General features: G+C 44.4%; 22 protein-coding genes and 1 tRNA gene. 11 read left to right on the top strand and 12 right to left on the bottom strand.

Annotated elements, in window-relative coordinates:
- Positions 1 to 31 precede the first annotated feature (31 nt).
- From LDO51_RS15190 to LDO51_RS15180, 3 genes are all read right to left on the bottom strand, one after another.
- A complete protein-coding gene (locus tag LDO51_RS15190; RefSeq protein WP_225575229.1) occupies positions 32 to 460 on the bottom strand; it encodes a hypothetical protein in 429 nt (142 codons plus the stop codon).
- 300 nt (positions 461 to 760) lie between these two features.
- Positions 761 to 1,522 carry a copper homeostasis protein CutC gene (gene cutC / locus LDO51_RS15185; protein WP_225575228.1) on the bottom strand — a complete coding sequence of 254 codons (762 nt, stop codon included), beginning with the start codon at positions 1,520 to 1,522 and terminating at the stop codon, positions 761 to 763.
- 176 nt (positions 1,523 to 1,698) lie between these two features.
- A complete protein-coding gene (locus LDO51_RS15180) occupies positions 1,699 to 2,253 on the bottom strand; it encodes a VOC family protein (RefSeq protein ID WP_225575227.1) in 555 nt (184 codons plus the stop codon).
- A 175-nt stretch (positions 2,254 to 2,428) separates the two neighbouring features.
- On the opposite strand from LDO51_RS15180, the gene argS reads away from it, so the two are divergent.
- The 3 genes from argS (at position 2,429) to amtB (ending at position 6,061) form a co-directional block, all read left to right on the top strand.
- The gene (gene argS, locus LDO51_RS15175) at positions 2,429 to 4,159 is read left to right on the top strand and encodes an arginine--tRNA ligase (RefSeq protein WP_225575226.1); all 1,731 of its coding nucleotides are present in this window, start codon (positions 2,429 to 2,431) and stop codon (positions 4,157 to 4,159) included.
- A gap of 258 nt (positions 4,160 to 4,417) precedes the next feature.
- Complete coding sequence (locus tag LDO51_RS15170) at positions 4,418 to 4,756, top strand: P-II family nitrogen regulator (RefSeq protein WP_225575225.1); 339 nt, start codon at positions 4,418 to 4,420, stop codon at positions 4,754 to 4,756.
- Positions 4,757 to 4,768: 12 nt separating this feature from the next.
- A complete protein-coding gene (gene amtB, locus LDO51_RS15165; protein ID WP_225575224.1) occupies positions 4,769 to 6,061 on the top strand; it encodes an ammonium transporter AmtB in 1,293 nt (430 codons plus the stop codon).
- Between the two features lie 80 nt (positions 6,062 to 6,141).
- On the opposite strand, the gene murJ is transcribed toward amtB, so the two are convergent.
- Positions 6,142 to 7,680 carry a murein biosynthesis integral membrane protein MurJ gene (murJ, locus tag LDO51_RS15160; RefSeq protein ID WP_225575223.1) on the bottom strand — a complete coding sequence of 513 codons (1,539 nt, stop codon included), beginning with the start codon at positions 7,678 to 7,680 and terminating at the stop codon, positions 6,142 to 6,144.
- Between the two features lie 78 nt (positions 7,681 to 7,758).
- Positions 7,759 to 8,346 carry a ribosomal protein S5-alanine N-acetyltransferase gene (rimJ, locus tag LDO51_RS15155; RefSeq protein WP_036954560.1) on the bottom strand — a complete coding sequence of 196 codons (588 nt, stop codon included), beginning with the start codon at positions 8,344 to 8,346 and terminating at the stop codon, positions 7,759 to 7,761.
- Between the two features lie 699 nt (positions 8,347 to 9,045).
- On the opposite strand from rimJ, the gene mdtH reads away from it, so the two are divergent.
- Together mdtH and LDO51_RS15145 are read left to right on the top strand one after the other, a co-directional pair.
- Positions 9,046 to 10,251, top strand: coding sequence for a multidrug efflux MFS transporter MdtH (gene mdtH, locus LDO51_RS15150; protein ID WP_224060980.1), 1,206 nt, complete (start codon positions 9,046 to 9,048; stop codon positions 10,249 to 10,251).
- Positions 10,252 to 10,290: 39 nt separating this feature from the next.
- The gene (locus LDO51_RS15145; protein WP_225575222.1) at positions 10,291 to 10,851 is read left to right on the top strand and encodes a lipoprotein; all 561 of its coding nucleotides are present in this window, start codon (positions 10,291 to 10,293) and stop codon (positions 10,849 to 10,851) included.
- A 158-nt stretch (positions 10,852 to 11,009) separates the two neighbouring features.
- Here the strand turns inward: LDO51_RS15145 and LDO51_RS15140 are convergent, their stop codons facing one another.
- Positions 11,010 to 11,570: a TorD/DmsD family molecular chaperone gene (locus LDO51_RS15140; RefSeq protein ID WP_225575221.1), complete on the bottom strand. Its 561-nt coding sequence runs from the start codon at positions 11,568 to 11,570 to the stop codon at positions 11,010 to 11,012.
- A 306-nt stretch (positions 11,571 to 11,876) separates the two neighbouring features.
- Entirely contained in the window at positions 11,877 to 12,818 is a 942-nt protein-coding gene (gene ghrA, locus LDO51_RS15135) for a glyoxylate/hydroxypyruvate reductase GhrA (protein WP_225575220.1), read from the bottom strand.
- Positions 12,819 to 13,159: 341 nt separating this feature from the next.
- Between ghrA and LDO51_RS15130 the strand changes: the two genes are divergently transcribed.
- Positions 13,160 to 13,247: transfer RNA gene (locus LDO51_RS15130), tRNA-Ser, on the top strand.
- A gap of 13 nt (positions 13,248 to 13,260) precedes the next feature.
- Here the strand turns inward: LDO51_RS15130 and LDO51_RS15125 are convergent.
- The 5 genes from LDO51_RS15125 to LDO51_RS15105 all read right to left on the bottom strand — a co-directional run bounded on the left by LDO51_RS15125 (position 13,261) and on the right by LDO51_RS15105 (position 19,445).
- On the bottom strand, positions 13,261 to 14,775 hold the full coding sequence (locus LDO51_RS15125) for an alanine/glycine:cation symporter family protein (protein WP_225575219.1): 1,515 nt from the start codon (positions 14,773 to 14,775) through the stop codon (positions 13,261 to 13,263).
- A gap of 84 nt (positions 14,776 to 14,859) precedes the next feature.
- Positions 14,860 to 16,344, bottom strand: a complete 1,485-nt coding sequence (locus tag LDO51_RS15120; protein WP_225575218.1) for an aldehyde dehydrogenase — start codon at positions 16,342 to 16,344, stop codon at positions 14,860 to 14,862.
- Between the two features lie 11 nt (positions 16,345 to 16,355).
- Positions 16,356 to 17,222: a 4-hydroxy-tetrahydrodipicolinate synthase gene (gene dapA / locus LDO51_RS15115; RefSeq protein ID WP_225575217.1), complete on the bottom strand. Its 867-nt coding sequence runs from the start codon at positions 17,220 to 17,222 to the stop codon at positions 16,356 to 16,358.
- Positions 17,223 to 17,237: 15 nt separating this feature from the next.
- Positions 17,238 to 18,485, bottom strand: a complete 1,248-nt coding sequence (locus tag LDO51_RS15110) for an NAD(P)/FAD-dependent oxidoreductase (RefSeq protein WP_225575216.1) — start codon at positions 18,483 to 18,485, stop codon at positions 17,238 to 17,240.
- 9 nt (positions 18,486 to 18,494) lie between these two features.
- Entirely contained in the window at positions 18,495 to 19,445 is a 951-nt protein-coding gene (locus tag LDO51_RS15105) for a 4-hydroxyproline epimerase (RefSeq protein WP_225575215.1), read from the bottom strand.
- 152 nt (positions 19,446 to 19,597) lie between these two features.
- Here LDO51_RS15105 and LDO51_RS15100 point away from each other — a divergent pair, with 152 nt between their 5' ends.
- From LDO51_RS15100 to LDO51_RS15080, 5 genes are all read left to right on the top strand, one after another.
- Positions 19,598 to 20,467: an AraC family transcriptional regulator gene (locus tag LDO51_RS15100; RefSeq protein WP_225575214.1), complete on the top strand. Its 870-nt coding sequence runs from the start codon at positions 19,598 to 19,600 to the stop codon at positions 20,465 to 20,467.
- 284 nt (positions 20,468 to 20,751) lie between these two features.
- Positions 20,752 to 21,375, top strand: coding sequence for a CDP-alcohol phosphatidyltransferase family protein (locus LDO51_RS15095; RefSeq protein ID WP_225575213.1), 624 nt, complete (start codon positions 20,752 to 20,754; stop codon positions 21,373 to 21,375).
- Positions 21,376 to 21,384: 9 nt separating this feature from the next.
- The gene (locus LDO51_RS15090; RefSeq protein WP_225575212.1) at positions 21,385 to 23,151 is read left to right on the top strand and encodes a bifunctional alpha/beta hydrolase/class I SAM-dependent methyltransferase; all 1,767 of its coding nucleotides are present in this window, start codon (positions 21,385 to 21,387) and stop codon (positions 23,149 to 23,151) included.
- A 172-nt stretch (positions 23,152 to 23,323) separates the two neighbouring features.
- Positions 23,324 to 24,664, top strand: a complete 1,341-nt coding sequence (locus tag LDO51_RS15085) for a phosphatase PAP2/dual specificity phosphatase family protein (protein WP_225575211.1) — start codon at positions 23,324 to 23,326, stop codon at positions 24,662 to 24,664.
- Positions 24,661 to 25,074, top strand: a complete 414-nt coding sequence (locus LDO51_RS15080) for a hypothetical protein (protein ID WP_225575210.1) — start codon at positions 24,661 to 24,663, stop codon at positions 25,072 to 25,074. Before LDO51_RS15085 ends, LDO51_RS15080 begins: the two co-directional genes overlap by 4 nt.
- Positions 25,075 to 25,214: the final 140 nt, after the last annotated feature.

Raw genomic sequence — 25,214 nt, 5'->3', positions numbered from 1 at the left:
GGGTTTCATTGTTGTGCCACAAAAATAACGACTACAAATTACTCATCAAATACTCTTCAACGGCTTTTGCATCATTCGCAGAATCAAAATCCATTCCTAACGATAGCGTGCCATCTTTTAACTCAATCGCTCTAGGCTTGGTATAGGAATAGGTAATGTTTTTGATTTTCTCACCGACTGACTGTTTTGCGAGTTCAGAGTGTTCACAGACATTCGCTATCCCCTTAAGCATCTCTTTACTATAACCATCGATACCCATGGTTTCGAGTTGCTCTTTTGAAAAGGTAGCCCAGTCAAAATTCGCTTTAATGTCGGACCCACAGGTTTTATTTAATGTCGTGATTTGAGAGGAAACTTCCGTTTCATATTTTTGATGCTTCTCTTTTTCAGCTAATGAAAACGCAAACGAGGAAGTTGTGATGAGCAAAAGTGATGACGTTAATACAATTTTTTTCAGCATGATTTTTTCCTTAAAATTCATTTAGCTGTTTTTAGTTTTTATTCAGTTCAAAAATCTAAAAACAAAGGGAGGTATTTAGCCTCCCTTAGAACATTGACAAACCCATCAGGTTTGGAAATGGCTCTTTTGGGGTTGTAAAATTAACAAGGAAAATCAATTCATTGATTTTCGCCTGATAACACAAAGAGGGAAAAACCACGCTTTTATCCCTCTTTGTCATCAACCTCAGGGAGGTATTTAGCCTCCCTATCTTAACTCTCCCTATCATAAATTCAGTCAGTCCTATTCTGAATTTATGATTTATGCAGGTACTTTTTCCGTTATAGAAATAAAGTCCATCATCGCTTCCACCGTTGGTCCATCTACACAGTAGTGCGTGAACTCATCGGTTTCGCTGTTCGATGCCATCGTGACACCGACTTTGCGGTAATTCATACTGGAAGGGACGGTTTTCCCTGCGGAGCTGTGCACTTCCGTTAGACCAATTTCCATAAACTTGGTTATATTCGCCAACCGGACTCCCGCGCCAGCCATAATGATTGGGCCATTAATTTCGCGACTTTTTTCGTGTAACTCTTTCAATAGTGGCAAACCTAATTCAGCACTTTGCTGCTGACCGGATGTTAAAATACGCGCCACTCCAAGGTTTTTAAGTTGCTCTAATGCCAGTAATGGATTGATACACATATCAAAAGCACGATGGAAAGTAATTTCCATTCCATTCGCAATTTCCATTAAGGTCTGCATCCGTTCGATATCAATGCGCCCTTCTGTATCTAAGATCCCCACTACTGCGCCGGGAAACCCCATCTCCTTGATCATCTGTAAATCTTCACGGATCACATCAAATTCACTCACGTTATAGCAAAAATCGCCACCACGTGGACGAATAATAGGATGAACAGGAATGTGAAGTTTCTCTCTCGCCCGTTTTAAATAGCCGTAACTTGGTGTTAGCCCTCCATCTGCTGCCCCCGAACAGAGCTCAATACGATCTGCACCATATTCTTGCGCAACTTGGGCGCATTCTATACCAAAACAGCAAATTTCCAGTTTCGCCATGAAGATCTCCAAAATGGTCATAAGCTCAGTAGAATATGAGCTGAAATTGAGGGTTAAAACGTGCTTTTTATTAGGCATTCAACTAACTATGCCATTTTTTGTTAAATGTTATCTGCGTGATATCACACCATTTAGAGTTGACTCTGAATAATGATCAATAACGTTAATCGCATCACTTATTTTTCGCTTTCAACGATGTTTCTAAGGGAAAATGGATGATATTTGAGGGTAATCAAGCCGTTTGTCACGGCTAAAGTCGGATTTGGCAGTCTTTCTTGCTGACCTTTAGGTTGACTTACTTTATAAGAGTACCCTTCAGGTAAGGTATCCGGTAATAAACGGCGGGCTATCTCTGGCAATAATTCTGGCGCGACCTCAATCACCATTTCAATATGTTCCCAGCTCTCTTGAGGATAGATTTTATCTTTTGGAAAAGGCAGCTCAATAATATAAACATCTTGCCCAGCGACTTGAATGGGATTTTTCAGGTCATAAAGACGAATTGGGCGGCCGTTGATCACGTTATCAGAAAGTAACTCGGCGCATTGTAATAGCCCATCATGCCAACGCTCCGCCGTTGCCTGATGATGGCAACGCACGGAAATATGGTCAATCACATAATCTGTCAGAGACAAGCCAAGTGTATGCGCCATTGCCGTCACGTTTTTTTCAAAATTAGGCAGGTCACACCATAAATCATTTAACTGAGGGATTTTATCGAAATCTAACATTCATATAACTCTATAGATAAAAAACAAAGATAATAAAAAGTGAAACAAGCGCCAGACTGTAGCACGACTCCCCCAAAATATGGTATAAAACCTGCCGTTTTTTCTCTTCCACCTTTTAGTTACGCCCATGAAATGGCACAATGCGGTAACTATGTTCGTTATTTAAGGTAATCCGGTGAATATTCAGGCTATTCTTTCAGATAAAATCAGTGCTGCAATGCTAGCAGCGGGAGCTCCAGAAGGCTGTGACGCCCTTGTTCGTCAATCAGCTAAAGCGCAATTTGGTGACTATCAGGCTAACGGCGTGATGGGAGCTGCGAAAAAAATGGGTCTGCCTCCACGACAACTGGCCGAGCAAATTGTCAGCCAATTAGATCTCGAAGGTATCGCATCAAAAATTGAAATCGCCGGTCCCGGTTTCATCAATATTTTTATCGACCCTGCATGGATTGCCACTCACGCAGAAAACGCGCTGACCAGTGACCGTTTAGGGCTAGCACCTGTCAAAGCCGAAACCATCGTTATTGACTACTCCGCGCCTAACGTTGCAAAACAGATGCACGTCGGTCATTTACGCTCCACGATTATTGGTGATGCAGCCGCTCGTACCCAAGAATTTATCGGTCACAAAGTGATCCGCGCTAACCACGTAGGTGACTGGGGCACACAGTTCGGGATGCTGATTGCTTATTTAGAAAAAGTGCAAAATGAAGATGCCAGCGATATGGCACTTTCAGACCTCGAAGAATTCTACCGTGAAGCGAAAAAACATTACGACGAAGACGAAGACTTTGCCGTTCGTGCCCGTGGTTACGTGGTGAAATTACAATCTGGTGATGAATACTGCCGTAAAATGTGGCGTAAACTGGTTGATATCACCATGCAACAAAACCAAGAAACCTACCGCCGTTTAAACGTCACCTTGACGGAAGACGATGTGATGGGTGAAAGCCTATACAACAGTATGCTGCCAGGCATCGTTGCCGACCTGAAAGCCAAAGGTTTAGCCGTAGAAAGTGAAGGCGCAACGGTGGTTTTCCTTGATGAATTCAAAAACAAAGAAGGCGAACCGATGGGCGTTATCGTCCAGAAGAAAGATGGCGGTTTCCTATACACCACCACCGACATCGCCTGCGCTAAATACCGTTATGAAACCTTACATGCTGACCGCTCCTTGTATTACATCGACTCCCGCCAGCATCAACATTTAATGCAAGCTTGGACTATCGTCCGTAAAGCTGGCTATATCCCAGAATCTATGGCGCTTGAACACCATATGTTCGGAATGATGTTAGGAAAAGATGGTAAGCCATTCAAAACCCGTTCAGGGGGTACTGTTCGTCTGTCTGACCTGTTAGATGAAGCCGTTGAACGTGCCCAAACGCTAATCCGTGAGAAAAACCCGGATATGGCTGAAGATGAATTACTGAATCTTGCGAATGTCGTGGGTATTGGTGCAGTTAAATATGCTGACTTGTCTAAAAATCGTACTACTGACTACATTTTCGATTGGGACAATATGTTAGCCTTTGAAGGTAACACCGCGCCATATATGCAATATGCCTATACCCGCGTTGCCTCTATCTTCAAGAAAGCAGACATTACCGAAGCGGATTTAACCTTACCAATCGTGTTAGAAGCGCCACATGAAATGGCATTAGCAACACGTTTAATGCAGTTTGAAGAGACTATCTTGACTGTTGCACGTGAAGGTACGCCACACGTTATGTGCGCTTATCTGTATGACTTAGCGGGTCTGTTCTCTAGCTTCTATGAGCATTGCCCTATTTTGTCGGCAGACACAGATGCACAACGTCAAAGCCGTTTAAAACTGGCCTTATTAACGCAAAAAACGTTAAAAGCGGGTCTGGATACGTTAGGTATCGAAACCGTCGAAAGAATGTAAGTTTTATTATTTTGCTTAAAGCCCACTTTGCTGGGCTTTTTGCTTTTCACTCCCCACTCCCCACTTCCCTTTTTCACTTTCTTGCCTGCACTATTTTCGAACAATTTATTGTAATTGATATACGATTTGCACTTATTTGGTGAGCAACCTCTCATTATTTCTCGCATTTCAATGTATTACTCCCTAAAAACAAAAGATTAACATTTGGCACGATGCTTGCTTTATCTCTTTTGCCTTTTCAAAAAGACAGGGGAATTTATGAAGTACATCATCGCAATTATTAAACCGTTCAAATTAGAAGATGTTCGTGAAGCACTCACTGAATTAGGAATTCAAGGAATGACTATCTGTGAAGTTAAAGGATATGGCAGACAGAAAGGTCATTCAGAGCTTTACCGTGGTGCGGAATATGAAGTGAGTTTTCTACCCAAAACCAAAATGGAAATCGCTATCAGCGATGACCTACTGGAGCCAGTCCTCGATGCGATTATCCGTACCGCAGATACGGGGAAAGTGGGGGATGGAAAGCTATTTGTTTTTGAACTTCTACAGGCCGTTCGCATTCGTACCAGCGAATCCGGCGATGACGCACTCTAAGGGAGATAAACGATGAGACGACTCTGGTTACCTGCCGCACTCTTCGCCTTAAGTTATTTCGCACTTCCCGCCTATGCATCGGAAGTGAATGCCGTTGATAAAGCCGATAACGCCTTTATGTTGATCTGTACGGCATTGGTATTTTTTATGACCATCCCCGGCATTGCGCTGTTTTATGGCGGATTATTACGCAGCAAAAACGTGTTATCGCTGATCACCCAAGTGATGCTGATTTTTAGTGTGGTGATTATTCTTTGGTTTGTGTTTGGTTACAGCCTCGCCTTCACAGCCGGAAATAAAATCTTTGGGGATGGCTCTTTAACGTTTCTCAGTGCGATGTCCATCGATGATTTATCGGGTTCCATTAACCGATATATTCATGTTGCCTTCCAAGGTTCATTTGCGGTTATTACCCTCGCGTTAATTGTCGGAGCGCTGGGCGAACGAGTACGTTTCTCTGCACTTCTTATTTTTACTGTGATTTGGTTTACCTTCTCCTATGTGCCTATCGCACATATGGTATGGGCTGAAGGCGGATGGCTGTTCGATGATGGCGCCCTCGATTTTGCAGGGGGAACCGTAGTGCACATTAATGCCGCTGTCGCGGCTCTGGTTGGCGCCTATTTACTGGGTAAACGCAGTGACTACAGCCAAGTGGTGCTAAAGCCCCATAACTTACCGATGGTCTTTATGGGTACCGCCGTGCTGTACATTGGGTGGTTTGGCTTTAACGTAGGTTCTGCTGGCAGTGCCAATAATATTGCTGCACTGGCGCTTATCAACACGGTGATTGCAACGGCTGGCGCTATCCTTTCATGGACATTCACTGAATGGTTATTGCGAGGAAAGCCCTCCATGCTCGGAAGCTGCTCCGGTTGTATCTCAGGCTTAGTCGCTATTACGCCAGCGGCGGGTACAGTTGGTCCTATTGGTGCACTGATTATTGGTATTGTCGGGGGAATTATTGGGCTTTGGGGGGTTGTCGTCTTAAAACGTTGGTTAAAAGCCGATGATGTGTGTGATGTTTTTGGTATCCATGGCACCTGCGGTATTGTTGGCTGCATACTCACAGGCGTATTTACCTCAACACTATTTGGGGGACTCGGTTATCGTGACAACGTCACGTTATCCCACCAAGTCTTTGTTCAGCTTGAGAGCATTGTGGTCACCATTGTCTGGTCGGGTGTTGTGGCATTTATCGCCTTTAAACTGGCAGATAAGCTAGTTGGTCTGCGGGTTTCCCCAGAAGAAGAGTGCGATGGATTAGATATTACCACTCATGGCGAGTCCGCTTATCATCCGTAATTGTCTACTCCCCCTCGATTGAGGGGGGAGTTTGTTCGATATAAGGCTAATACATTAAATTCAGATGCAGAGATTAAGCACTACGCAATACTACGCTTCATAAAGTCACGTGGGCGGAAGCCTAATAGATACAGCGCCACAAAGTAGCTCCCTGCTCCCACAATCACCACCCCTATCAAACGTAACATGCGCATCAGCATATTGCCGTCTTGCCACGGAGGCATAAAGTACAGCACACCAAATAGCACCACCACCATCACCGCTAAGGCAACAAACAATTTAACTAAGAAAGCACGCCAGCCTGCTAACGGCTGAAAAATATCTTGCTTGCGTAATTGCCAATACAGAACACCTGCGTTAAAACACGCTGCCAGCCCAATAGACAGCGCTAAACCTGCATGTTGCAGAGGCCCAATAAACGCTAAGTTCATTAACTGAGTCAAGATCAAAGTGACTATCGCAATTCTTACCGGAGTACGAATATCTTGGCGAGAATAGAAGCCTGGCGCCAAAATCTTCACTAAGATCATTCCCGTTAAGCCCACACAATAGGCCATTAATGCATACTGGGTCATCAAAGAATCGTGAGCGGTAAATTTGTCATATTGAAAAAGTGAAACCGTTAACGCTTCAGATAATATCGCTAGCCCCACCGCACATGGCAGCGCCAGTAATAAACATAAACGTAATCCCCAATCCATTAAATGGCGATATTCTTGGTGATTTCCGCTGGTAAAACTTTTAGAGAGTGAGGGTAGTAAGATAGTACCCAGCGCGACACCAAGCACCCCAGAAGGTAACTCCATTAAGCGGTCAGCATAATACATCCATGATACCGAACCTGATTGCAGGAACGAGGCGAAAATCGTATTGATAATTAATGAAATTTGCGCAACGGACACCCCGATAATCGCCGGTCCCATCATCTTCATCACTCGCCAAACACCACTATCGTGGAACGATAAACGCGGTAACACCAACATACCAATTTTCTTTAAATGCGGTAATTGATAACCCAATTGCAGCACACCACCGACAAGAACCGCCCAAGCCAGAGACATAATCGGCGGGTCAAAATATGGCGCAGCAAACGCTGCAAAGAAAATCATACTGACGTTTAATAATGTCGGTGCAAACGCCGGTACCGAAAAACGGTTCCACGTATTAAGGATCGCACCCGCTAATGATGCTAATGAAATCAAGAAAATATAAGGGAACGTCACACGCAATAAATCTGTCGTTAGCGCAAATTTATCTGCATCCGTGGTAAAACCCGGCGCCGTCACATAAATGACCCATGGCGCAGCAAACATGCCGACAACCGTCACAATCGCTAATGCCAACGTAAGCATCCCCGAAATATAGGCCACAAACGTTCGCGTAGCTTCTTCGCCTTGCTGGTTTTTATATTCGGCAAGAATGGGAACAAACGCTTGAGAAAATGCCCCTTCTGCGAAAATTCGGCGTAATAAATTAGGGAGTTTGAAGGCAACAAAGAAGGCATCGGAAGCCGCCCCAGCACCAAATACACGGGCAATAATGGCGTCACGAATGAAGCCTAAAACCCGTGACATCATCGTCATCGAGCTGACTGCCGCTAAAGATTTTAATAAATTCATGATTGCTAGACTAAAAGAAGACAATCGCAGCAGTTTAACAGCGGATGGCAAGACTGACTACGATTGTAGAGTAAATGTTTAGGCTTTAGTCGACTTCCATTCGTTGTCAGTCAATGCCGTTAATACGTGGTCGCGCCATTCTCCATTAATTTCGAGATACTGCTTTGCATAACCTTCACGTTCAAAACCAAGGCGAGTTAACAAGTTACCGCTGCGCATATTATGGGGCATATAATTTGCCATGATGCGATGCATACCTTGGTGTTTTTGCATGTAACGAATAATTTGGGTTAGAGCTTCATACATCAGCCCCTGCCCCTGCCATTTTTCACCCAGCGAATAGCCCAGATAGCACGCGTGGAAGGAGCCACGTAAAATATTGCTAAAATTCGCGACGCCAATCACTTCGTTTTCATCTTTATCCAGTAAAAGGAAATGAAACGCACTGCCTTGGCGATGCATTTCGCTCATAGCATGTAGTCGGTTATTCCAGCCTGAAGGGTTAAAATGGGAGTTGTCACGGGTGGGTTCCCATGGCGTCAGGAATTCTTTGTTTAAGCTGTAATAGTCTGCAAGTCGGTAATTATCTCGTTCATAGGCTAAACGGATAATCATTCTGTCAGTCATTAGACGCACTTTGGGTTCATTTGAACGATAACCAAACATCGTTAGCCCTTAATTAGTAGTGTTACCAGTCTTACTTTCGATGCTTGAATTATAACTTAAATTTATCACTTAACTAATTCAATTCTCTCTATAATTAAGTCATTTTTTGAGCGGTTGAAGTATTTAAGTGCTGTTGATAAAAAAACAATCCACTATATATCATAAGGGGCTAAGACTAATGCGCGTAGCCAAAACCCCTATCATGGGAAATGTCCCCACCCCAAATCCTAAATAGTTCACATTAGAGGTAGGCGGCAAGCAAATGAGTCCCTTGGAGCATACACCAGTATGTGACGAGGGCAAGTGAGCGCAGCCAACACCCCTATAATGGGAAATACCCCACCCCAAATCCTAAATAGTTCACATTAGAGGTAGGCGGCAAGCAAATGAGTCCCTTGGAGCATACACCAGTATGTGACGAGGGCGAGTGAGCGCAGCCAACACCCCTATCATGGGAAATGTCCCCACCCCAAATCCTAAATAGTTCACATTAGAGGTAGGCGGCAAGCAAATGAGTCCCTTGGAGCATACACCAGTATGTGACGAGGGCGAGTGAGCGCAGCCAACACCCCTATAATGGGAAATATGACGGATTTATCGATAAAAAAATATCATGGTGCATATACCATCATTCCCGCCAAACTCCTGATACTATTAATAAGAATCATTCCTTCCGTTACTACTTTTTTATGGTGTTTCATGGCGCAGGTATCACGGGCAAGAAGCCTCGGCAAATATTTCCTTTTACTCGATAATATGCTGGTTGTTCTTGGCTTTTTCGTGGTTTTCCCTTTGATTTCAATTCGCTTTGTTGAGCAGCTTGGCTGGGCTGCTGTGGTGGTTGGGTTTGCCCTTGGACTTCGCCAATTTGTGCAGCAGGGATTTGGGATTTTTGGGGGAGCTATTGCCGACCGTTTTGGTGCAAAACCTTTAATTATTATTGGGATGCTGTTGCGTGCTGCGGGCTTTGTGTTGATGGCTTTGGCTTATGACCCTTGGGTGTTATGGCTTTCTTGTGTGTTGTCTGCCCTTGGCGGCACTTTGTTTGATCCTCCTCGCACGGCTTTAGTGATTAAATTGACCCGCCCTTACGAACGCGGACGTTTTTACTCCTTATTATTTATGCAGGACAGCGCTGGCGCGGTAATTGGGGCATTAATTGGTAGCTGGCTTTTACAATATGACTTCCACTATGTTTGCTGGGCTGGCGCGGCGGTGTTCGTGATTGCGGCTCTGCTTAATGCTTGGTTACTCCCTGCTTATCGCATCTCCACTATTAAAGCCCCTATTCGTGATGGGATGCGCCGTGTCTTGAAAGATACCCGTTTTGTGACCTATGTGATCACACTTTCTGGCTATTTTATGCTGTCAGTACAAGTGATGCTGATGTTTCCTATCGCCGTTAACGAATTGGCAGGAACACCAACGGCGGTGAAATGGATGTACGCCATTGAAGCGGCAATTTCCCTGACGTTGCTTTATCCGATTGCCCGTTGGAGCGAAAAACATTTCCGCTTAGAGCAACGTTTGATGGCCGGGCTATTTTTAATGAGCCTGAGCATGTTCCCTATCGGTATGACCACATCGGTCAATATTCTGTTTGTGTTGATTGGTATTTTCTATTTAGGCACTATCACCGCCGATCCTGCTCGTGAAACCTTGAGCGCATCCCTTGCCGACCCTCGCGCTCGTGGTAGTTACATGGGCTTTAGCCGACTCGGTCTTGCGCTTGGCGGCGCCGTTGGCTATACCGGTGGCGGTTGGATGTACGATATTGGGCACCAATGGAATATACCTCAGCTTCCTTGGTTCTTGCTCGGCACTATTGGTTTTATCACCTTGTGGGCGCTTCATCGCCAATTTAACCGTAAAAAAATTGAAACAGTCATGTTGAGCGGGCAGTAATACGTTACACTTGGGTTATTACTGTATAAAGGAGTGATTATGAAAAACATTTTCTTAGCATCTATCTTTGGATTGCTATTTATTCTCACGGGTTGTGACAAATTAACCGAATTTACTATCAGTGAATCACAAATTAACAGTTACCTTGCGACCAAGGTTAAGTACGAAAATAATATTGGTATTACTGGGTTTGCGGATGCGGATATCACCTTACATAACTTGCAATCAGAAATTGGTCGTAGCGAACCTGGCATTATTGCATTAAAAGGCGAAGCCACTGTCACAATGAATTCACTGCTGGGTACAGCCGCGGCCGATATTGCACTGACGTTAACCGCACGCCCTGTCTTTGATGCACAAACAGGCTCTATCTATTTAAAAGAGTTGAAAATTACCCAATATAAAATTACACCGGAAAATATGGAGACCGCCATTTCCGTGGTGATCCCCTATTTAAATAGCTCCCTTGATACCTTCTTTGCGACTCAGCCTGTTTACGTGCTCAACCCTGATAACAGCGCCGCAGAAGCCACTGCGAAAAAACTCGCGAAAGGTTTAGAAATCAAACCAGGTAAATTAGTTATTCCAATGGTTGATTAATTGACCATAAATATTTTTGATTGATAAATTGATAATCGAAAAATGAAAAAAGCAACCTTTTTGATAGGTTGCTTTTTTATTGAAACGTCATTTATCTTTAATGCTAAATAATCATTCGTAATAACTCGTTTTAATTAATCAGCAAGTGACAGTGTCACTTATTCATCATCATTTTCTGAGTCAGATTCTAATTCATCACGCAGTGCAATTACGGCATCGCGGGTAATTTGCGCTAATGTACGGTAAAACGGCGTTGTCGCGTGAGCCTCAACTTTCCCCAGAAATGCGCCATACCAGCTCAGAATATAGCTGTCGAAAAGCTCTTCTTGCGCGGCAGTTTCATCTTCAGCGGCTTGGTCCTCTAGCCATGATGCGGCTAACAGTAGCGCACCAAATGCATCCGTTGGGGCATCGGTTAAGGTCATTCCACGGGTCACTAGGAATTCGCGAATTTCCGCTTCAGTGATTTCTTCATCATAGCGGTGAGCAAAAGGTGGAACCGTTGGTTCACTACCAAACATCGATTGATAGTCTGCTGTGATAGCCTTGTGGTCAACTGCCTTCGCCATTCTTGCCCACAGCTCATCTTGCTCCAACGGCCATGAGGCTTTGAGCTTATCTTGCGCAATCATATCAATAAGAGGCTTCACAAGCGCATCGTCCGGAGAACGTTGAAATAAGGTACCTAAAATGCGGCAGACGATAGAGAATTCATTCATGGTTTTCTTCCTGTTGACGATTTTCCTGCAATCACTTTTTCGTGATCATTATGCGATGCAGTATACCTGAAAAAACAGAAAACCCACGCTTTGAGCAATACCATATATGACATAGTCCTATATATGGCGCTGATAGTCGCTAATGATGATTTCTTAAATAAAAAATCATTCGCTATAAAGCATCCTCAAAATAATTCGCGCTGTGGCTAGGCGTCAAACGAGGTTATCTCGGGGAGCATACAAAAGTATGTGACCCGAGTGACCGAGAGCAGACAACAACGCCACAGCGTGAAGTATGAAGAGGATTTAGTAGCCTTGGGCTAAATTGACTATCCCCTCTGGCTGCTCGCCCCTTTCAATCCGCTGAATATTACTCGCAATCATATCCATCGCTTCATTCGGCAACGTAAACGCGGCAACATGTGGTGTAATGGCGATACGCGGATGTGTCCAGAATGGGTGCATATGTGGCAGTGGCTCGGTGGCAAAAACATCGAGAGACGCGCCTGCGACTTGCCCTTTTTCTAATGCTTCCAACAAGTCTTGCTCGATTAAGTGCGCACCTCGGGCGAGGTTAATAATATAGGCGTTCTGTTCCAGCTGGCTGAATAATTGATGATTCAAAATACCAATTGTTTCTGGTGTGCTTGGCAGTAAGTTCACAATCGCACGGGTTCCTGATAAGAAATCCGCTAACTGGTCTTGCCCATAGTAACTTTTCACATTTGGGATCTGCTTTTCTGAGCGACTCCAGGTTCTGACTTTAAGACCAAAACTGGCTAAGCGTTTTGCCACTGCTTGACCTAACGCCCCTGCGCCCATCACGCCCACCACAAACTGGTCATGGGTGTAGGCTGGTAATTGTTTCCATTGACGCTGAGATTGCAACTGACGGTACTCATCCATGCGACGGAAGTAATACAATACTTTTGCAGTAGCATACTCTTCCATTTGGATAGCCATACCCGTGTCTTCTAAGCGCATCAGCGGAACGCCTGCCGGTAGTGTCCCCGGGTTATCTTGCTCTTGCTTTAGAATGGCATCCACACCCGCGCCTAATGCGAAAATCCCTTTTAAGTCTTGTCGACCCGCAAGGCATTCATAAGGAGGAAGCCATACCATGGCATAATCTGCCTGTTCGGTATCTCCCGGCTTCCATTGGCGAATATTGGCTTGAGGCAATCGAGCACGCATGCCTTCAATCCACTGATTGGCATCAAAAAATGGATGGTAAAATAAAATATTCATGGCAACTCCTTATAGGTTTCCACCAGAGTGTGCGTAATGGTGTTTATTTTCAAGTCAATACCACGTGTTTATATCCATAAGATGAGGATTTTGTTAAGGAGTTAACGGAATCTGGATTAATTGCTTGAAGTTTAAATAAACAATTTATTATCAATTCCTAATCAACAATAATTTTTTAAGATTAGAGAATAACCAAATTGATTTTTATTTAGCTAAACGATAGAAAAAAGTGGATTTTTATTTAATTGGGAGTTGACGGAGGGCGCTCTTTTCCCTATAGTAGCGCCCCGTTGAAGGACAAGTTATTTATAACAAATTCTACAACCACAATTTAGAAAAACGGTGAGGTGTCCGAGAGGCTGAAGGAGCACGCCTGGAAAGTGTGTATACGGCAACGTATCGAGGGTTCGAATCCCTCCCTCACCGCCATTTCTAATCTAACTTATTCTTCCTTAAGTAATTTCTCGCTTACCTTCCCAGAACCATCGATTTTATCAATCCCAACGCCTTTCGAATGATATTCACGACTGATTTCTTCCCATAATTCTGCGTTTTCTATACCTGCGACTTTCGGATCAAACACCGGGTCAACACCTAACTTGGTTTGTCTTTCAAAATCACGTAATGCTCTCAATGCAGGTTTCGATAAGAAGACAATCGCAATCAAGTTTAAGTAGCTCATGCTGCCGAAACCAATATCCCCGAGTCCCCACATAATACTGACTGACTGTACGCTTCCCATAAAGACAATCACGAGAAAAACGAATTTCAAAATCAGCTTGAGCACAGGGTATTTAAGCTTACGATCAAGGTAAACAATAGTGGTTTCTGCAATATAGTAGTAAGCCATGAGCGTTGTGAAGGCGAACAAGAATACTGCAATAGAAACGAAGCCGGAACCTGCTGAGGTAAACACCGTAGATACCGCCATTTGAGTCCATGCAGTTCCTGCTGCCACACCCGGCACATACTCCACAAGAGCGGTCGCTGAACCATCAGGGAATACGTTGTACATATTAGTGACTAAAATCATTAGCCCTGATGCCGTACACACGACAACTGTATCAATATAGATAGAAAACGCTTGGATAAGACCTTGCTTTACCGGATGGCTAACTTCTGCTGCTGCAGAACTGAACGTCGCCTCACCTGCTCCTGCCACGTTTGAAAACACGGCACGACGTACGCCCCAAGACACTGCAGTACCCACGATCCCACCAAATACCGCATCCATTCCCATCGCACTGCGGAAAATTAGGCTGAACATGCCTGGTACACTATCCCAGTGGCTGCCCAAAATGATCACCATCATCACGATATAAGCTAATGCCATGATAGGAACGATTTTATCGGCTGCACTCGCAATACGTTTCACGCCACCAAAAATCAACCACGCCATTAATACCGTCACTAATGCGCCTGTTGCCATTGGTGGAATATTAAATGCCGTTTGGAACGAATCCGCGATAGTATTGGCTTGAATACCCGGTACCAACACACCGTAAGATAAACAGATCACTGCCGCTACAAAGATAGCAAAAGGCTTTAATTTCAATCCTTTTTCAATATAGTACGGCGAACCACCACGATATTGTTCATCAGAACGCTGCTTATAAATCTGTGCCAGTGTAGACTCAATAAAGGCGCTCGCACCGCCAAGTAAGCCCATGACAACCATCCAAAAAATTGCACCAGGGCCACCTGCCGCAATCGCAGTTGCCACCCCTGCAATATTACCAACTCCAACGCGCCCCGATAATGCTAAACAGAAGGCTTGGAATGAGGATATCCCGTCTTTTGATGCTTTATTTTCTTTTAATAAACAGACCATTTTGACGATGTAACGAAACTGAACACCGCGTGTTGCTAATGTGAAATAGAGGCCGACACCCAGAGATAAGAATACGAGAGCATTACCCCAGATGTAACCAACGATGGTATTAACGATGGCTTCCATATGTACTCCTCGACTATTGTAATTGTATTTGTGTATTTGCAAGGGTCGAAACCTGAACCCCGCAAGGTTCAGGTCAATGTTATTTTACTGATTGATAAACCAGATAACTTTCGTTTGGGTGTATTGCTCAAAGGCTTCTAAGCCGTTGTCTTTTCCACCAAAACCTGATTGACGGAAACCACCAAATGGCGTGGTGATATTACCTTCGCTAAATCCGTTGACAGACACCGTCCCCGCATTGATACGACGAGCAATATTCATCACTCGATGGACATTTTGGCTATAAAACGATGCAGCCAATCCGTAGTGAGTGTCATTCGCTAAATTGACCGCCTCGTCATCAGTTTTAAACGATGTGACGGCTAAAATGGGACCAAATACTTCATGTCGAAAGAGAGACATTTCTGGCGTAATAGCATCAAAGATAGTCGGTTCGATGTACCATCCTGAGCCGAGATCACTGCGTATTTTTCCTCCTGTCACCAATTGTCCACCCTCTTTAACGGTGGTATCTAAAAACGACTTCACTTTGTCAAAATGCGCCTGTTCAATCATTGGGCCAATAGAGACCCCTGCCTCGCGAGGGTCACCCACTTGCCATGTTGATGCCGCAGTGGTTAACTTTTCGAGTAAGGATTTTTTGACATTTTCATGCACAATTAAACGCGAGCCACAGCTACAGTTTTCACTCATATTCCAGAACGCTGCCGCCATAATATGAGGAATAGCCGCATCTAAGTCAGCGTCCTCAAAAACCACTTGTGGACTTTTTCCGCCACATTCCAAGACAATCTCTTTTAGGTTACTTTCCGCGGAGTATTTCAGGAATAAACGCCCCACTTCTGTTGAACCCGTAAACGACACCACATCCACATCTGGATGGCGTCCTAAGGCTTCCCCGACTTTCTCACCCAGTCCACACACTAAACTTAACGCGCCTTTAGGTACGCCAGCTTCATAAGCCAGTTCCACCATGCGGTAGGCACTCAAGGAAGTTAACTCCGCGGGTTTGACGATCACTGAGTTCCCAACAGCCAAGGCTGGCGCCACTTTCCATGCAAACATTTGAGCAGGGAAGTTCCAAGGTAAAACTGCGCCTACAACGCCAATCGGCTCATGAACAATCAATCCCATTTCTTGGCGACCCGTTGGCGCAATTTTGCCAAACAACTTGTCGATAGCTTCCGCATACCAATAGAAGGTTTCCACTGTCGCAGGTAAGTCTGTATTCAGACACTCCGTGATGGGTTTCCCCGCATCCACACAATCTAACGCAGCCAACTCTTCACTGTGTTTTTCGATTAATTGTGCCCAGCGCAGCATCACTTGCTTACGTTCCTGTGGCGATAACCCGCTCCAACTACCCTCTTCAAAGGTTTCTCGGGCAATGTTCACTGCCGCATGAACATCTTGCGCACTGCCATCGGCAATATAACCAATCGCGCTATTATCAATAGGCGTATAATTTTTGAGTTTGGCACTGCCACTTTGGTAGCCAGCAATTAAGTTACCCGCCCACAGTTGGCTCTGTTTCGCTCGTTCAAATATCTGCTCTTTGGTGATCAACATAGTCAACCTCCCTACGGCTTGATCAGCGCAAGAAACTCATGACGTTCTTGCTGGCTAATATTTGACAGAGGCAAACGAACTGGCCCCACGTTAAAGGTGCCTTTTAAGCAACCCGCTTTGGCTTTTTGGTTATAATTACCTGACTCCATGGAATAAATGGCTGGGTAAATCTCTTGCATAATCTGCTTAGCCTTCGCCCAATCCCCTTTTTGCGCTGCGTTATAAATTGCTACTTGCTCGGCAGGGAAAACATTACCCGCACCGGCTATCCAGCTTTTCGAGCCCCAAAAGAAAAAGTCCACAGGTTGGTCATCACAACCGCAAATTACTTCAAAGTTTTTAAATGGCGTTTGTAACAAATGCAGAGCACGGCTAAAGCTCCCGCTGCTCTCTTTGATAGCCACTATATTGTCGATTTCAGCCAATTTCACCACGGTATCTAACTCAATTTCGATACCAATACGGGCTGGGAAGTTGTACATAATGATCGGTAACGAGGTGGACTTCGCCACTTTTTCGTAGTGAGCATAAACGCCGTTTTGATCCGGCAAGCTGTACGGTGGTGGCGACAACATTAGCCCTTCGTAACCCAGTTCTTTCGCTTGTGCTGCGCGTTTAATTGCGCCCTCGGTAGATAAATCGTTAATCCCTGCGATCAACGTCACACGCCCTTTGGCAATTTTACTGACCGTAGTTAATACGGTTTGGCGTTCATCTTCATTTAACGCGTAGTATTCACCCGTGGTGCCACAGACAACTAACCCAGTCACACCACTGGCGATCAGTTTTTCAGTTAACTCTGCTAACGCAGTGATATTCAATGAAAGGTCATCATGAAACGGAGTCACTAACGGAACAAGGATGCCATGGAAATTCATTATAATTCTCCTGAATTAAAGAAAGCGCTTAATCGAAAAAGGCGAGCAATCGAGCGGTGTCGGTTGCCCGTGGATCATGTTATTGACGATATCTGCGGTAATTGCCGCTTGAGTTAACCCTAAATGTTGATGCCCAAAAGCAAAAACATACGGGCCTTTTTGGTCTATGACCGGTAAGGAATCTGAGATTGTGGGACGGAACCCCATCCACTCACTGGTATTTTGGCTATCCAATGGCGTTTTTAGCATCGGGTTAGCCAACGGTAAAAAGTGACGAGCGCGCTGCATATTCGGCGGACGCTTTAATCCTGCGTATTCCACAGTGCCTGCAAGACGCAGTCCACCGTTCATCGGCGTCATAATAAAGCGACGATCCATACTGGAAATGGGGATAGATAAACGCCCTTTTTCATTCGGTAGCATCAAGTGATAACCGCGCTCCGTTTCTAACGGCACATTAATGCGGCTCACCATCTTCACTAAGGATTTCGAAAATGCGCCCCCCGCAATCACCACTTTATCGGCGATAAATGCGCCTTGTGATGTGGTCAAGCGTGCTTGGCTGGCTGATGACGAATCAATCGCCGTGACTTCACACTCAGTCAGCACTTTCCCCCCTAACTGTATGAATGCTTGGGTTAAGCGCTCATGCATTAAGGCGAGATCCACCACGTGCCCAGTCTCGGGGTAGAACAATCCACCAATTTGGTTATTGGCAAGCTCAGGTTGCTGCGCCAACAATTGGGACTGATCCAACAGCTGGTTATGCACTCCCATGCTATTTAAATACTCTCCGTGGCGACGTAATTTCTCGAGGGTTGGCTGTTTTTCAGCCACCAGCAGCGAACCTTGGATTTTGACTAAATCCTCAAGCTGCCACTGCTTCGAAAATGCCTGCCAAGCGCCTAATGACGCGCCATTGAGCATGGAAAGAACATGGTGAATATGCATAAACGGTTTGTGACGCATATTACCCAACAATTTCAGTAACCATGGTGTTAGCGGCAATATATAGCGCCAATCAATACGCAGTGCGCCTAACGGGTCGAGCAACATGCTAGGAATTGATTTCAAAACGGATGGGTCAGCCACAGGAAACACTTGCTCCGTGGCGATATGCCCTGCATTACCTAATGAGGCACCAGAACCAATTTGGTTTTTATCGACTAATAAAACGTCCGTGCCTTGATTCTGGACAGATAGCGCAATACTGAGCCCGATAATGCCACCACCCACCACAATCACAGAATATTTGTTCTCCATTGGCTTACCTCACTCCACCGTGATCCCAAAGCGGAACGGGTCGTTTTCATCAATCAACAAGGTATTTTCGCCACTGATATAGGCATTTCCGCGAATAGTCGGGATGATGCCGTTAGCATCGGCAATCTGATAACTCGCTTGGAATTGACTACCAATGACACTGGCCTGACGCCAAATTTTGCCTTCCGCGAGTTTGTTGTCTGCCGCAAGACACGCCAGCTTGGCACTCGTCCCTGTGCCACAAGGAGAACGGTCATAGGCACCACCCGGGCATAACACAAAACTTTGGCTATCTGCGTCTTCGCAATGACCAAACAGTTCGATGTGGTCGATTTCTTGGTTATCTTTACCAAAAATACCTTGGTCAACGAGAGCTTGTTTGATTTTCAAACAGATTTCAGTCAGCGCCTTCGCATTCCCATACTGGATAGCGAGTGGCGAATTTTCGACGAGGAAAAACCAGTTTCCGCCCCATGCAATATCCCCAGTGACTAGCCCAACCTCCGGTACGTTGACTTGAACGGCTTTGCGATAGCGGTATGCGTAGACGTTTTGAATGCTCACGCTACCATCTTCATGTAATTTAGCGGTCACATCCCCGACAGGAGTTTCAATTAAATGCTCTCCGAAACCTATGCGTCCTAAGTGATGCAATGATGCGACCAAACCAATGGTGCCGTGACCACACATGCCTAAGTAGCCTTCGTTATTAAAGAAAATCACCCCCGCGACGGCTTTCGGATTCACTGGCTTGCAAAGTAATGCGCCCACTAAAATATCATTTCCACGCGGTTCTAAAATTGTAGTACAGCGCCAATGGTCATATTCCGTACGTAATTTTTGCAGGCGCGATGCCATGTCTGCATTCCCTAAATCAGGAAAACCCTCAATCACTAAACGTGTCGGTTCCCCTGCGGTATGAGAGTCAATGACTTCAATTTTCTTATATTTATTCCGCATCAGTTTATCCTTATCAATATCATTTGTTAATAGAATGCTTGATTTATGTAAACAACTCTTGATATCTTTCGAATCAACCCATGCGTATTTCTGCACAATTTAAAAACATTTCAGATAACTATTAAAATTAGTTGAATGCATTGGAGCGCAATATGATTGATTTAAATAAACTGTTGTTGATTAGTCAGGAAAACATGCTCTTCCCCGTGGATAATATTAATAATTTGTTAAATCATCTTGGATTGGTGATGCCACTGATTAATACGCTTCCTAATGTGACTTTTTTCGTTAAAGACCGTAATGCCAAATACTTGCTTGCCAATGAAAACTTGGCTAAGCGGTGTAAAGTTGATCAACCAAATGGCGTGATAGGAAAAACGGCAGAAGATATCTTCCATGCAGATTTAGGTCAGAGTTATAGTTCCCAAGATTATTTGGTTATGCAGAAAAAAATAAGTGTTATCAATAAATTGGAATTGCATCTCTATAAGGCAGGATTATTAGGCTGGTGTTTAACAACCAAGGTGCCGATTTTTGATACAAAAAATCAGGTTATCGGTGTTGCGGGAATTTCAGTAGATTTGCAGGATGAAAAATCAGTAAGTCCCAAATTAAATGGCCAATTGGGGCGCGTTGAACACTATATTAGTCAGCATTTTGATACTGCCATTAAAATAACGACACTGGCTGAAATTTCAGGGTTGTCATTATCACAACTCAACCGTCAATTTAAAACTGTCTTTCATATTACTCCCCAACAATATATTCAAAAGAAACGCCTTGAACACGCGATTGAATTATTAGAAGAGGACTATTCGATTACGGATATTTCAATTAAATGTGCCTATGCCGATCACAGTGCATTCTGCCGTAAATTTAAAGAACTCACCAATATGACTCCAAGCCAGTTTAAACGCATGCGTTCTACTATTAATCATAAAGACAGTGATAACAAAAATAGTGATAGTAAAAACGTGGATAAAAAAGCCATTCATAAATTGGATGTCGCTTATTTTATTTAATCCCTCAGAAGACGCTCATTTTCTTTAAAGCCTGCGCGTCTTTTCTTTTTTGAAACACGCGAACTTTTTTCTATCCATTCCCTCTAAATTCTCAGTTGTTCTTTCAAAAAACAACCGTTGAGTCTCTTTTTGTTGTCACTATGAATTACTGTAACGATGAATAGTTGTAATGATAAATTGTTGCAACAATGAACTTAGGACAGCTCTTATTGCAGCTAAAACATTATCGCGTATTGATATAGCACTAAACTGCACGCTATGCGGTATATTTTAAGGATGAGTGAATGACCATTTATGATCTGAAGCCGAAGTTTCAGAATCTATTACGCCCTATCGTTCGTCAGCTGTTTGAGGCGGGAATTACAGCCAACCAAATTACCCTAGCAGCATTAGGGTTATCAATTATCGTTGGCGCGCTATTCGCCATTTTCCCTAGCCCTTATGTGTTTATCCTTCTGCCGTTTGTCCTTTTCATTCGCATGGCGCTCAATGCTATAGATGGCATGCTGGCACGCGAGCATAACCAAAAAAGCCACCTGGGCGCAATGCTAAATGAGCTAGGCGACGTCATTTCTGATGTTGCCTTATACCTACCTTTCGTGCTGATTTTTCCGCACGCATTTTGGTGGATTTTACTGATCCTCTTTCTCTCTATTTTGACTGAATTTATTGGCGTCATTGCTCAAGCGATTGGAGCATCTCGTCGTTATGATGGCCCCGTTGGTAAAAGTGATCGCGCTTTTATTTTTGGTGCGCTCGGGTTGTTTGTCTGTATTTTCCCGCAACTGATGACCGCAAGTTGGATTAATATCCTTTTCACCACCCTTGCCCTGCTGTTGCTCTACACCTGCTATAACCGTATTCGCCGCGCACTGACTGAATTAAGTGCAGTATCGGAAAATAATTAAGGAAGAATTATGAACGCTCACACTGACTATTCGACTCAACGTACCGTTGTCGAATCTCAATTTACCACCAGTGATCATACCAATTTGTTTTATCGTTATTGGCCAACTGAACAAATCACCGATAAAGCCATTATTCTGTTTCACCGTGGTCATGAGCACTCTGGTCGTGTCGCGCATTTAGTGGATGAATTGAACCTCCCTGATTTTGCTATGTTTGCGTGGGATGCTCGTGGACACGGTCGTAATGAGGGTCCGCGTGGCTACAGTCCATCGTTAGGCACTTCCATTCGTGATGTGGATGAATTTGTCCATTACGTATCAGAGCAATATCAGATCCCACTCGAAAATATTATTGTTATTGGCCAAAGTGTTGGGGCCGTTTTGGTCTCTACGTGGGTACATGACTATGCGCCTAAAATCCGTGGTATGGTGCTAGCTTCCCCGGCATTTAAGGTCAAACTGTACGTCCCATTTGCCCGTACAGGCTTAGGGTTAATGCAAAAAGTTCGTGGTTTGTTCTACGTAAATTCTTATGTAAAAGCCAAGTTTTTAACCCACGATGAGCAACGCATTCAATCGTTTAACAATGACCCACTGATCACGCGCCCAATTGCCGTGAACATTCTTCTGGAACTGTATACAACCGCAGACCGTGTGGTCGCGGATGCCGCAGCCATCACTTTACCGACCCAGTTGTTTATTTCAGGTAGCGACCATGTGGTTCACCATAAACCACAGCATCAGTTTTATGATCGCCTAAATACTCCAATTAAAGAGAAGCATATTCTTCCCGGTTTTTATCACGACACATTAGGTGAAAAAGACCGCCATATTCCTATCGAAATGATCCGTCAGTTTGTTGATAAATTATTTGCACTTCCACTGTATCAACATGATTACCAATTTGAAGATACCTGGAGCACCAGTGCCGATGCATTCCGCTCATTGAGTGTACCGCTGCCACAGTACTGTCCGAAAAATCTTGCTTATAAAATCATGAGCAAATCGATGAGTACATTAGGCAAAGCATCTGAAGGCGTACGTATTGGCTACGACAAAGGCTTTGATTCTGGTTCTACCCTCGACTATGTCTATCGTAACGAGGCGCAAGGTTCCGGTCTGTTTGGTCGTATTATCGATAGGCAGTACCTCAACAGCATTGGCTGGCAAGGGATACGCCAGCGCAAAGTCAACATTGAAAACATTATTCGCCAAGCTATTCGCGAACTGACTAATAATGGCAAGCCTGTTCGTATTATGGATATTGCCGCAGGCCAAGGCCGCTACATTTTTGATGCCATTAATGACTACGGAAAAGTCGACTCCGTTCTACTGCGTGACTACAGTCCAATTAACGTTGAGCAAGGTCGCTTGCACATCAAAGAGCGTTACTTAGAGGATAAAGTTCGCTTTGAAGAAGGTAACGCATTTGATGCCGACGATCTCGCGGCAGTTTCTCCTGCACCGACTTTAGGGATTGTCAGCGGCCTTTATGAACTCTTCCCAAGCAATGAGCTGATCCGCGCTTCCCTTAATGGGCTTTCGCGTGCCATTCCATCCGGTGGCCTACTCGTGTATACCTGCCAACCATGGCACCCACAGGTTGAGATGATTGCCCGAGTGCTACCAAGTCACCAAGGTGGGCAAGCGTGGGTAATGCGCTGCCGTAGTCAAGGCGAAATGGATGCTTTAGTCGAAGAAGCTGGCTTCGAAAAAATCACACAATCCATCGACAATTGGGGCATTTTTAGCGTTTCCCTTGCAAGGCGCCGTTAATAATTTATCTTTTTAACCAACAGGTTATTGGTATCATCACCAATAACCTGTATTTTACCTGCCCGGCTATCATTTAACTTTAGCCTGCAAATGGCTCACTTGGCTTGCCAATAACTTACTGGTGCACCTTCAGTGCATCAATATACGATTATTAAGGATAGGAACCGACCCCATGCTCCATTTAGCCCAAGATACGCGCCCGACATCACGACGCCAGATTTGGCTGTATGGGTTATTTTGGTTGCTATTCTTAGCCCCTTTTTTCTTTTTAACCTATGGACAAGTCAATAATTACACTGCGACACTGCCCAATGTGCCTTCTTATGTATACGGATGGGAAACACATATTCCATTTTTGCCATGGACCATTATTCCCTATTGGAGCATTGACCTGTTCTATGGGCTTTCCTTGTTTATTTGTGTCACCCGCCGTGAGCAGTGTATCCATGGTTTGCGCTTAGTGGCGGCTTCACTGATCGCCTGTGCTGGTTTTTTACTTTTTCCACTTAAATTCAGCTTTCCTCGCCCTGAAACCAATGGAGCATTCGGCTGGATGTTTGATAGCTTAGAGCTGTTTGACTTACCCTATAACCAAGCTCCTTCTCTGCATATTATTTTACTGTGGTTACTGTGGTTACGTTTCAGGGCGCATACTCCAACCCAATGGCGCTGGGTACTACACACTTGGTCAATCCTTATTTTGATCTCTGTTCTCACCACATGGCAGCACCATTTTATCGACGTGATCACTGGCTTCGCCGTTGGTGTCATCATCAGCTACTTGTTACCCATTAACACTCGCTGGCAATGGCGCTATACCGGTAGCCCCCGTAGCCTAAAAATAGCAAAAAACTATGGGGTTGGCGCTATCGCCTGCTTTGCTCTCGCCTTTCTCGTACAAGGTGCAGCATGGTGGCTTCTATGGCCGGCAATCGCCCTAACTTTGGTCACACTAGGCTATTTAGGTGCTGGTGCTTCGGTATTCCAGAAAACAGTCTCTGGGCACGTTTCTCCTTCTGCCACATTAGTTTTACTTCCTTATCGCCTAATTGCTTGGGGTACCTATCATTACTATGCCAAGCACTGCCAGCAACCCAGTATTGTGAACGAGAAAATTGTTTTGGGAGGACGCCCGTTATATCCGCTGCAAACTCAAGCCGTTCTCGATATGACTTGCGAGTGGCCTCGCAATAACTACAGCCAAGGTAAAAATTATTGTAGCCAGCCTCAGATTGATTTGTTACCTCTAAGTCCCGAGGATATTGAGAAAGCCGTTACGACTATGGACAGACTCGCCCAAAGCGGCTCGGTGTATGTTCACTGCAAGTTAGGTTATTCCCGTAGTGCAACAGTGGCTGTGGCTTGGATGGTACATCAAAACATGGCGAAAAATATCGATGAGGCAATCGCCCATGTGGAACAAGTTCGCCCTCAGGTTATTTTAAATTCAGCGACTGTTGAGCAGTTACATCACTGGTATCAGCAATTTCATGTACGGAGAACACACCAATGAGTTCACTGATGGATAAAAACCAAGGAGATGTGATTGTGGTATTCACCGCAAGTTGGCGCTATTTTGCCATAGGTGCCATCCTCGCGTTATTGGGGCAATTCGCCCTACTGTTTAATGGTGCGATATCACCCTTTAGCTTAGCTGTCAGTGTTGGGCTATTTTTTGTCAGCCAATACGTTATTTTCCGCCTATGGCTCGACCACCATTTCTTCACGCTGATTTATCGTCAGGGCGATACCCAAGCCTTCGATGAGGCCCTTGAGCTCCTATTTCCTCTGTCCTCAGCGAATCCAAATAGGGAAAACCGAAGCATGGAAAGTCGTTGGGAAGGTACTCGTAAATTATTTCAGCGTGCCAGTTATTGCGTAGCTCTCTTGTGGGGATGGTTATTATTTTCGCTTATTTTTTAGTTCATTTTGAATGATATTTAAATAAGCGGTAAATTTACTATTAATTAATTATCACACCTTTTAAATCGCTGTTTAAAATAGCAAATCGATAGTTAATAATTATTTTAAATACGTTTAATGATATTTAACGGAGTAAATAA

Source organism: Providencia alcalifaciens, assembly GCF_020271745.1.
GTDB classification, from domain to species: domain Bacteria; phylum Pseudomonadota; class Gammaproteobacteria; order Enterobacterales; family Enterobacteriaceae; genus Providencia; species Providencia alcalifaciens_B.
This window is presented reverse-complemented; position numbering and strand designations above follow the sequence as displayed.

What these genes read in the sequence shown, in the direction of transcription:
- LDO51_RS15190 (WP_225575229.1), bottom strand. Translation starts at nt 460, where the DNA reads ATGCTGAAAAAAATTGTATTAACGTCATCACTTTTGCTCATCACAACT.
- cutC (WP_225575228.1), bottom strand. Translation starts at nt 1,522, where the DNA reads ATGGCGAAACTGGAAATTTGCTGTTTTGGTATAGAATGCGCCCAAGTT.
- LDO51_RS15180 (WP_225575227.1), bottom strand. Translation starts at nt 2,253, where the DNA reads ATGTTAGATTTCGATAAAATCCCTCAGTTAAATGATTTATGGTGTGAC.
- LDO51_RS15170 (WP_225575225.1), top strand. Translation starts at nt 4,418, where the DNA reads ATGAAGTACATCATCGCAATTATTAAACCGTTCAAATTAGAAGATGTT.
- amtB (WP_225575224.1), top strand. Translation starts at nt 4,769, where the DNA reads ATGAGACGACTCTGGTTACCTGCCGCACTCTTCGCCTTAAGTTATTTC.
- murJ (WP_225575223.1), bottom strand. Translation starts at nt 7,680, where the DNA reads ATGAATTTATTAAAATCTTTAGCGGCAGTCAGCTCGATGACGATGATG.
- rimJ (WP_036954560.1), bottom strand. Translation starts at nt 8,346, where the DNA reads ATGTTTGGTTATCGTTCAAATGAACCCAAAGTGCGTCTAATGACTGAC.
- mdtH (WP_224060980.1), top strand. Translation starts at nt 9,046, where the DNA reads ATGGCGCAGGTATCACGGGCAAGAAGCCTCGGCAAATATTTCCTTTTA.
- LDO51_RS15145 (WP_225575222.1), top strand. Translation starts at nt 10,291, where the DNA reads ATGAAAAACATTTTCTTAGCATCTATCTTTGGATTGCTATTTATTCTC.
- LDO51_RS15140 (WP_225575221.1), bottom strand. Translation starts at nt 11,570, where the DNA reads ATGAATGAATTCTCTATCGTCTGCCGCATTTTAGGTACCTTATTTCAA.
- ghrA (WP_225575220.1), bottom strand. Translation starts at nt 12,818, where the DNA reads ATGAATATTTTATTTTACCATCCATTTTTTGATGCCAATCAGTGGATT.
- LDO51_RS15125 (WP_225575219.1), bottom strand. Translation starts at nt 14,775, where the DNA reads ATGGAAGCCATCGTTAATACCATCGTTGGTTACATCTGGGGTAATGCT.
- LDO51_RS15120 (WP_225575218.1), bottom strand. Translation starts at nt 16,344, where the DNA reads ATGTTGATCACCAAAGAGCAGATATTTGAACGAGCGAAACAGAGCCAA.
- dapA (WP_225575217.1), bottom strand. Translation starts at nt 17,222, where the DNA reads ATGAATTTCCATGGCATCCTTGTTCCGTTAGTGACTCCGTTTCATGAT.
- LDO51_RS15110 (WP_225575216.1), bottom strand. Translation starts at nt 18,485, where the DNA reads ATGGAGAACAAATATTCTGTGATTGTGGTGGGTGGTGGCATTATCGGG.
- LDO51_RS15105 (WP_225575215.1), bottom strand. Translation starts at nt 19,445, where the DNA reads ATGCGGAATAAATATAAGAAAATTGAAGTCATTGACTCTCATACCGCA.
- LDO51_RS15100 (WP_225575214.1), top strand. Translation starts at nt 19,598, where the DNA reads ATGATTGATTTAAATAAACTGTTGTTGATTAGTCAGGAAAACATGCTC.
- LDO51_RS15095 (WP_225575213.1), top strand. Translation starts at nt 20,752, where the DNA reads ATGACCATTTATGATCTGAAGCCGAAGTTTCAGAATCTATTACGCCCT.
- LDO51_RS15090 (WP_225575212.1), top strand. Translation starts at nt 21,385, where the DNA reads ATGAACGCTCACACTGACTATTCGACTCAACGTACCGTTGTCGAATCT.
- LDO51_RS15085 (WP_225575211.1), top strand. Translation starts at nt 23,324, where the DNA reads ATGCTCCATTTAGCCCAAGATACGCGCCCGACATCACGACGCCAGATT.
- LDO51_RS15080 (WP_225575210.1), top strand. Translation starts at nt 24,661, where the DNA reads ATGAGTTCACTGATGGATAAAAACCAAGGAGATGTGATTGTGGTATTC.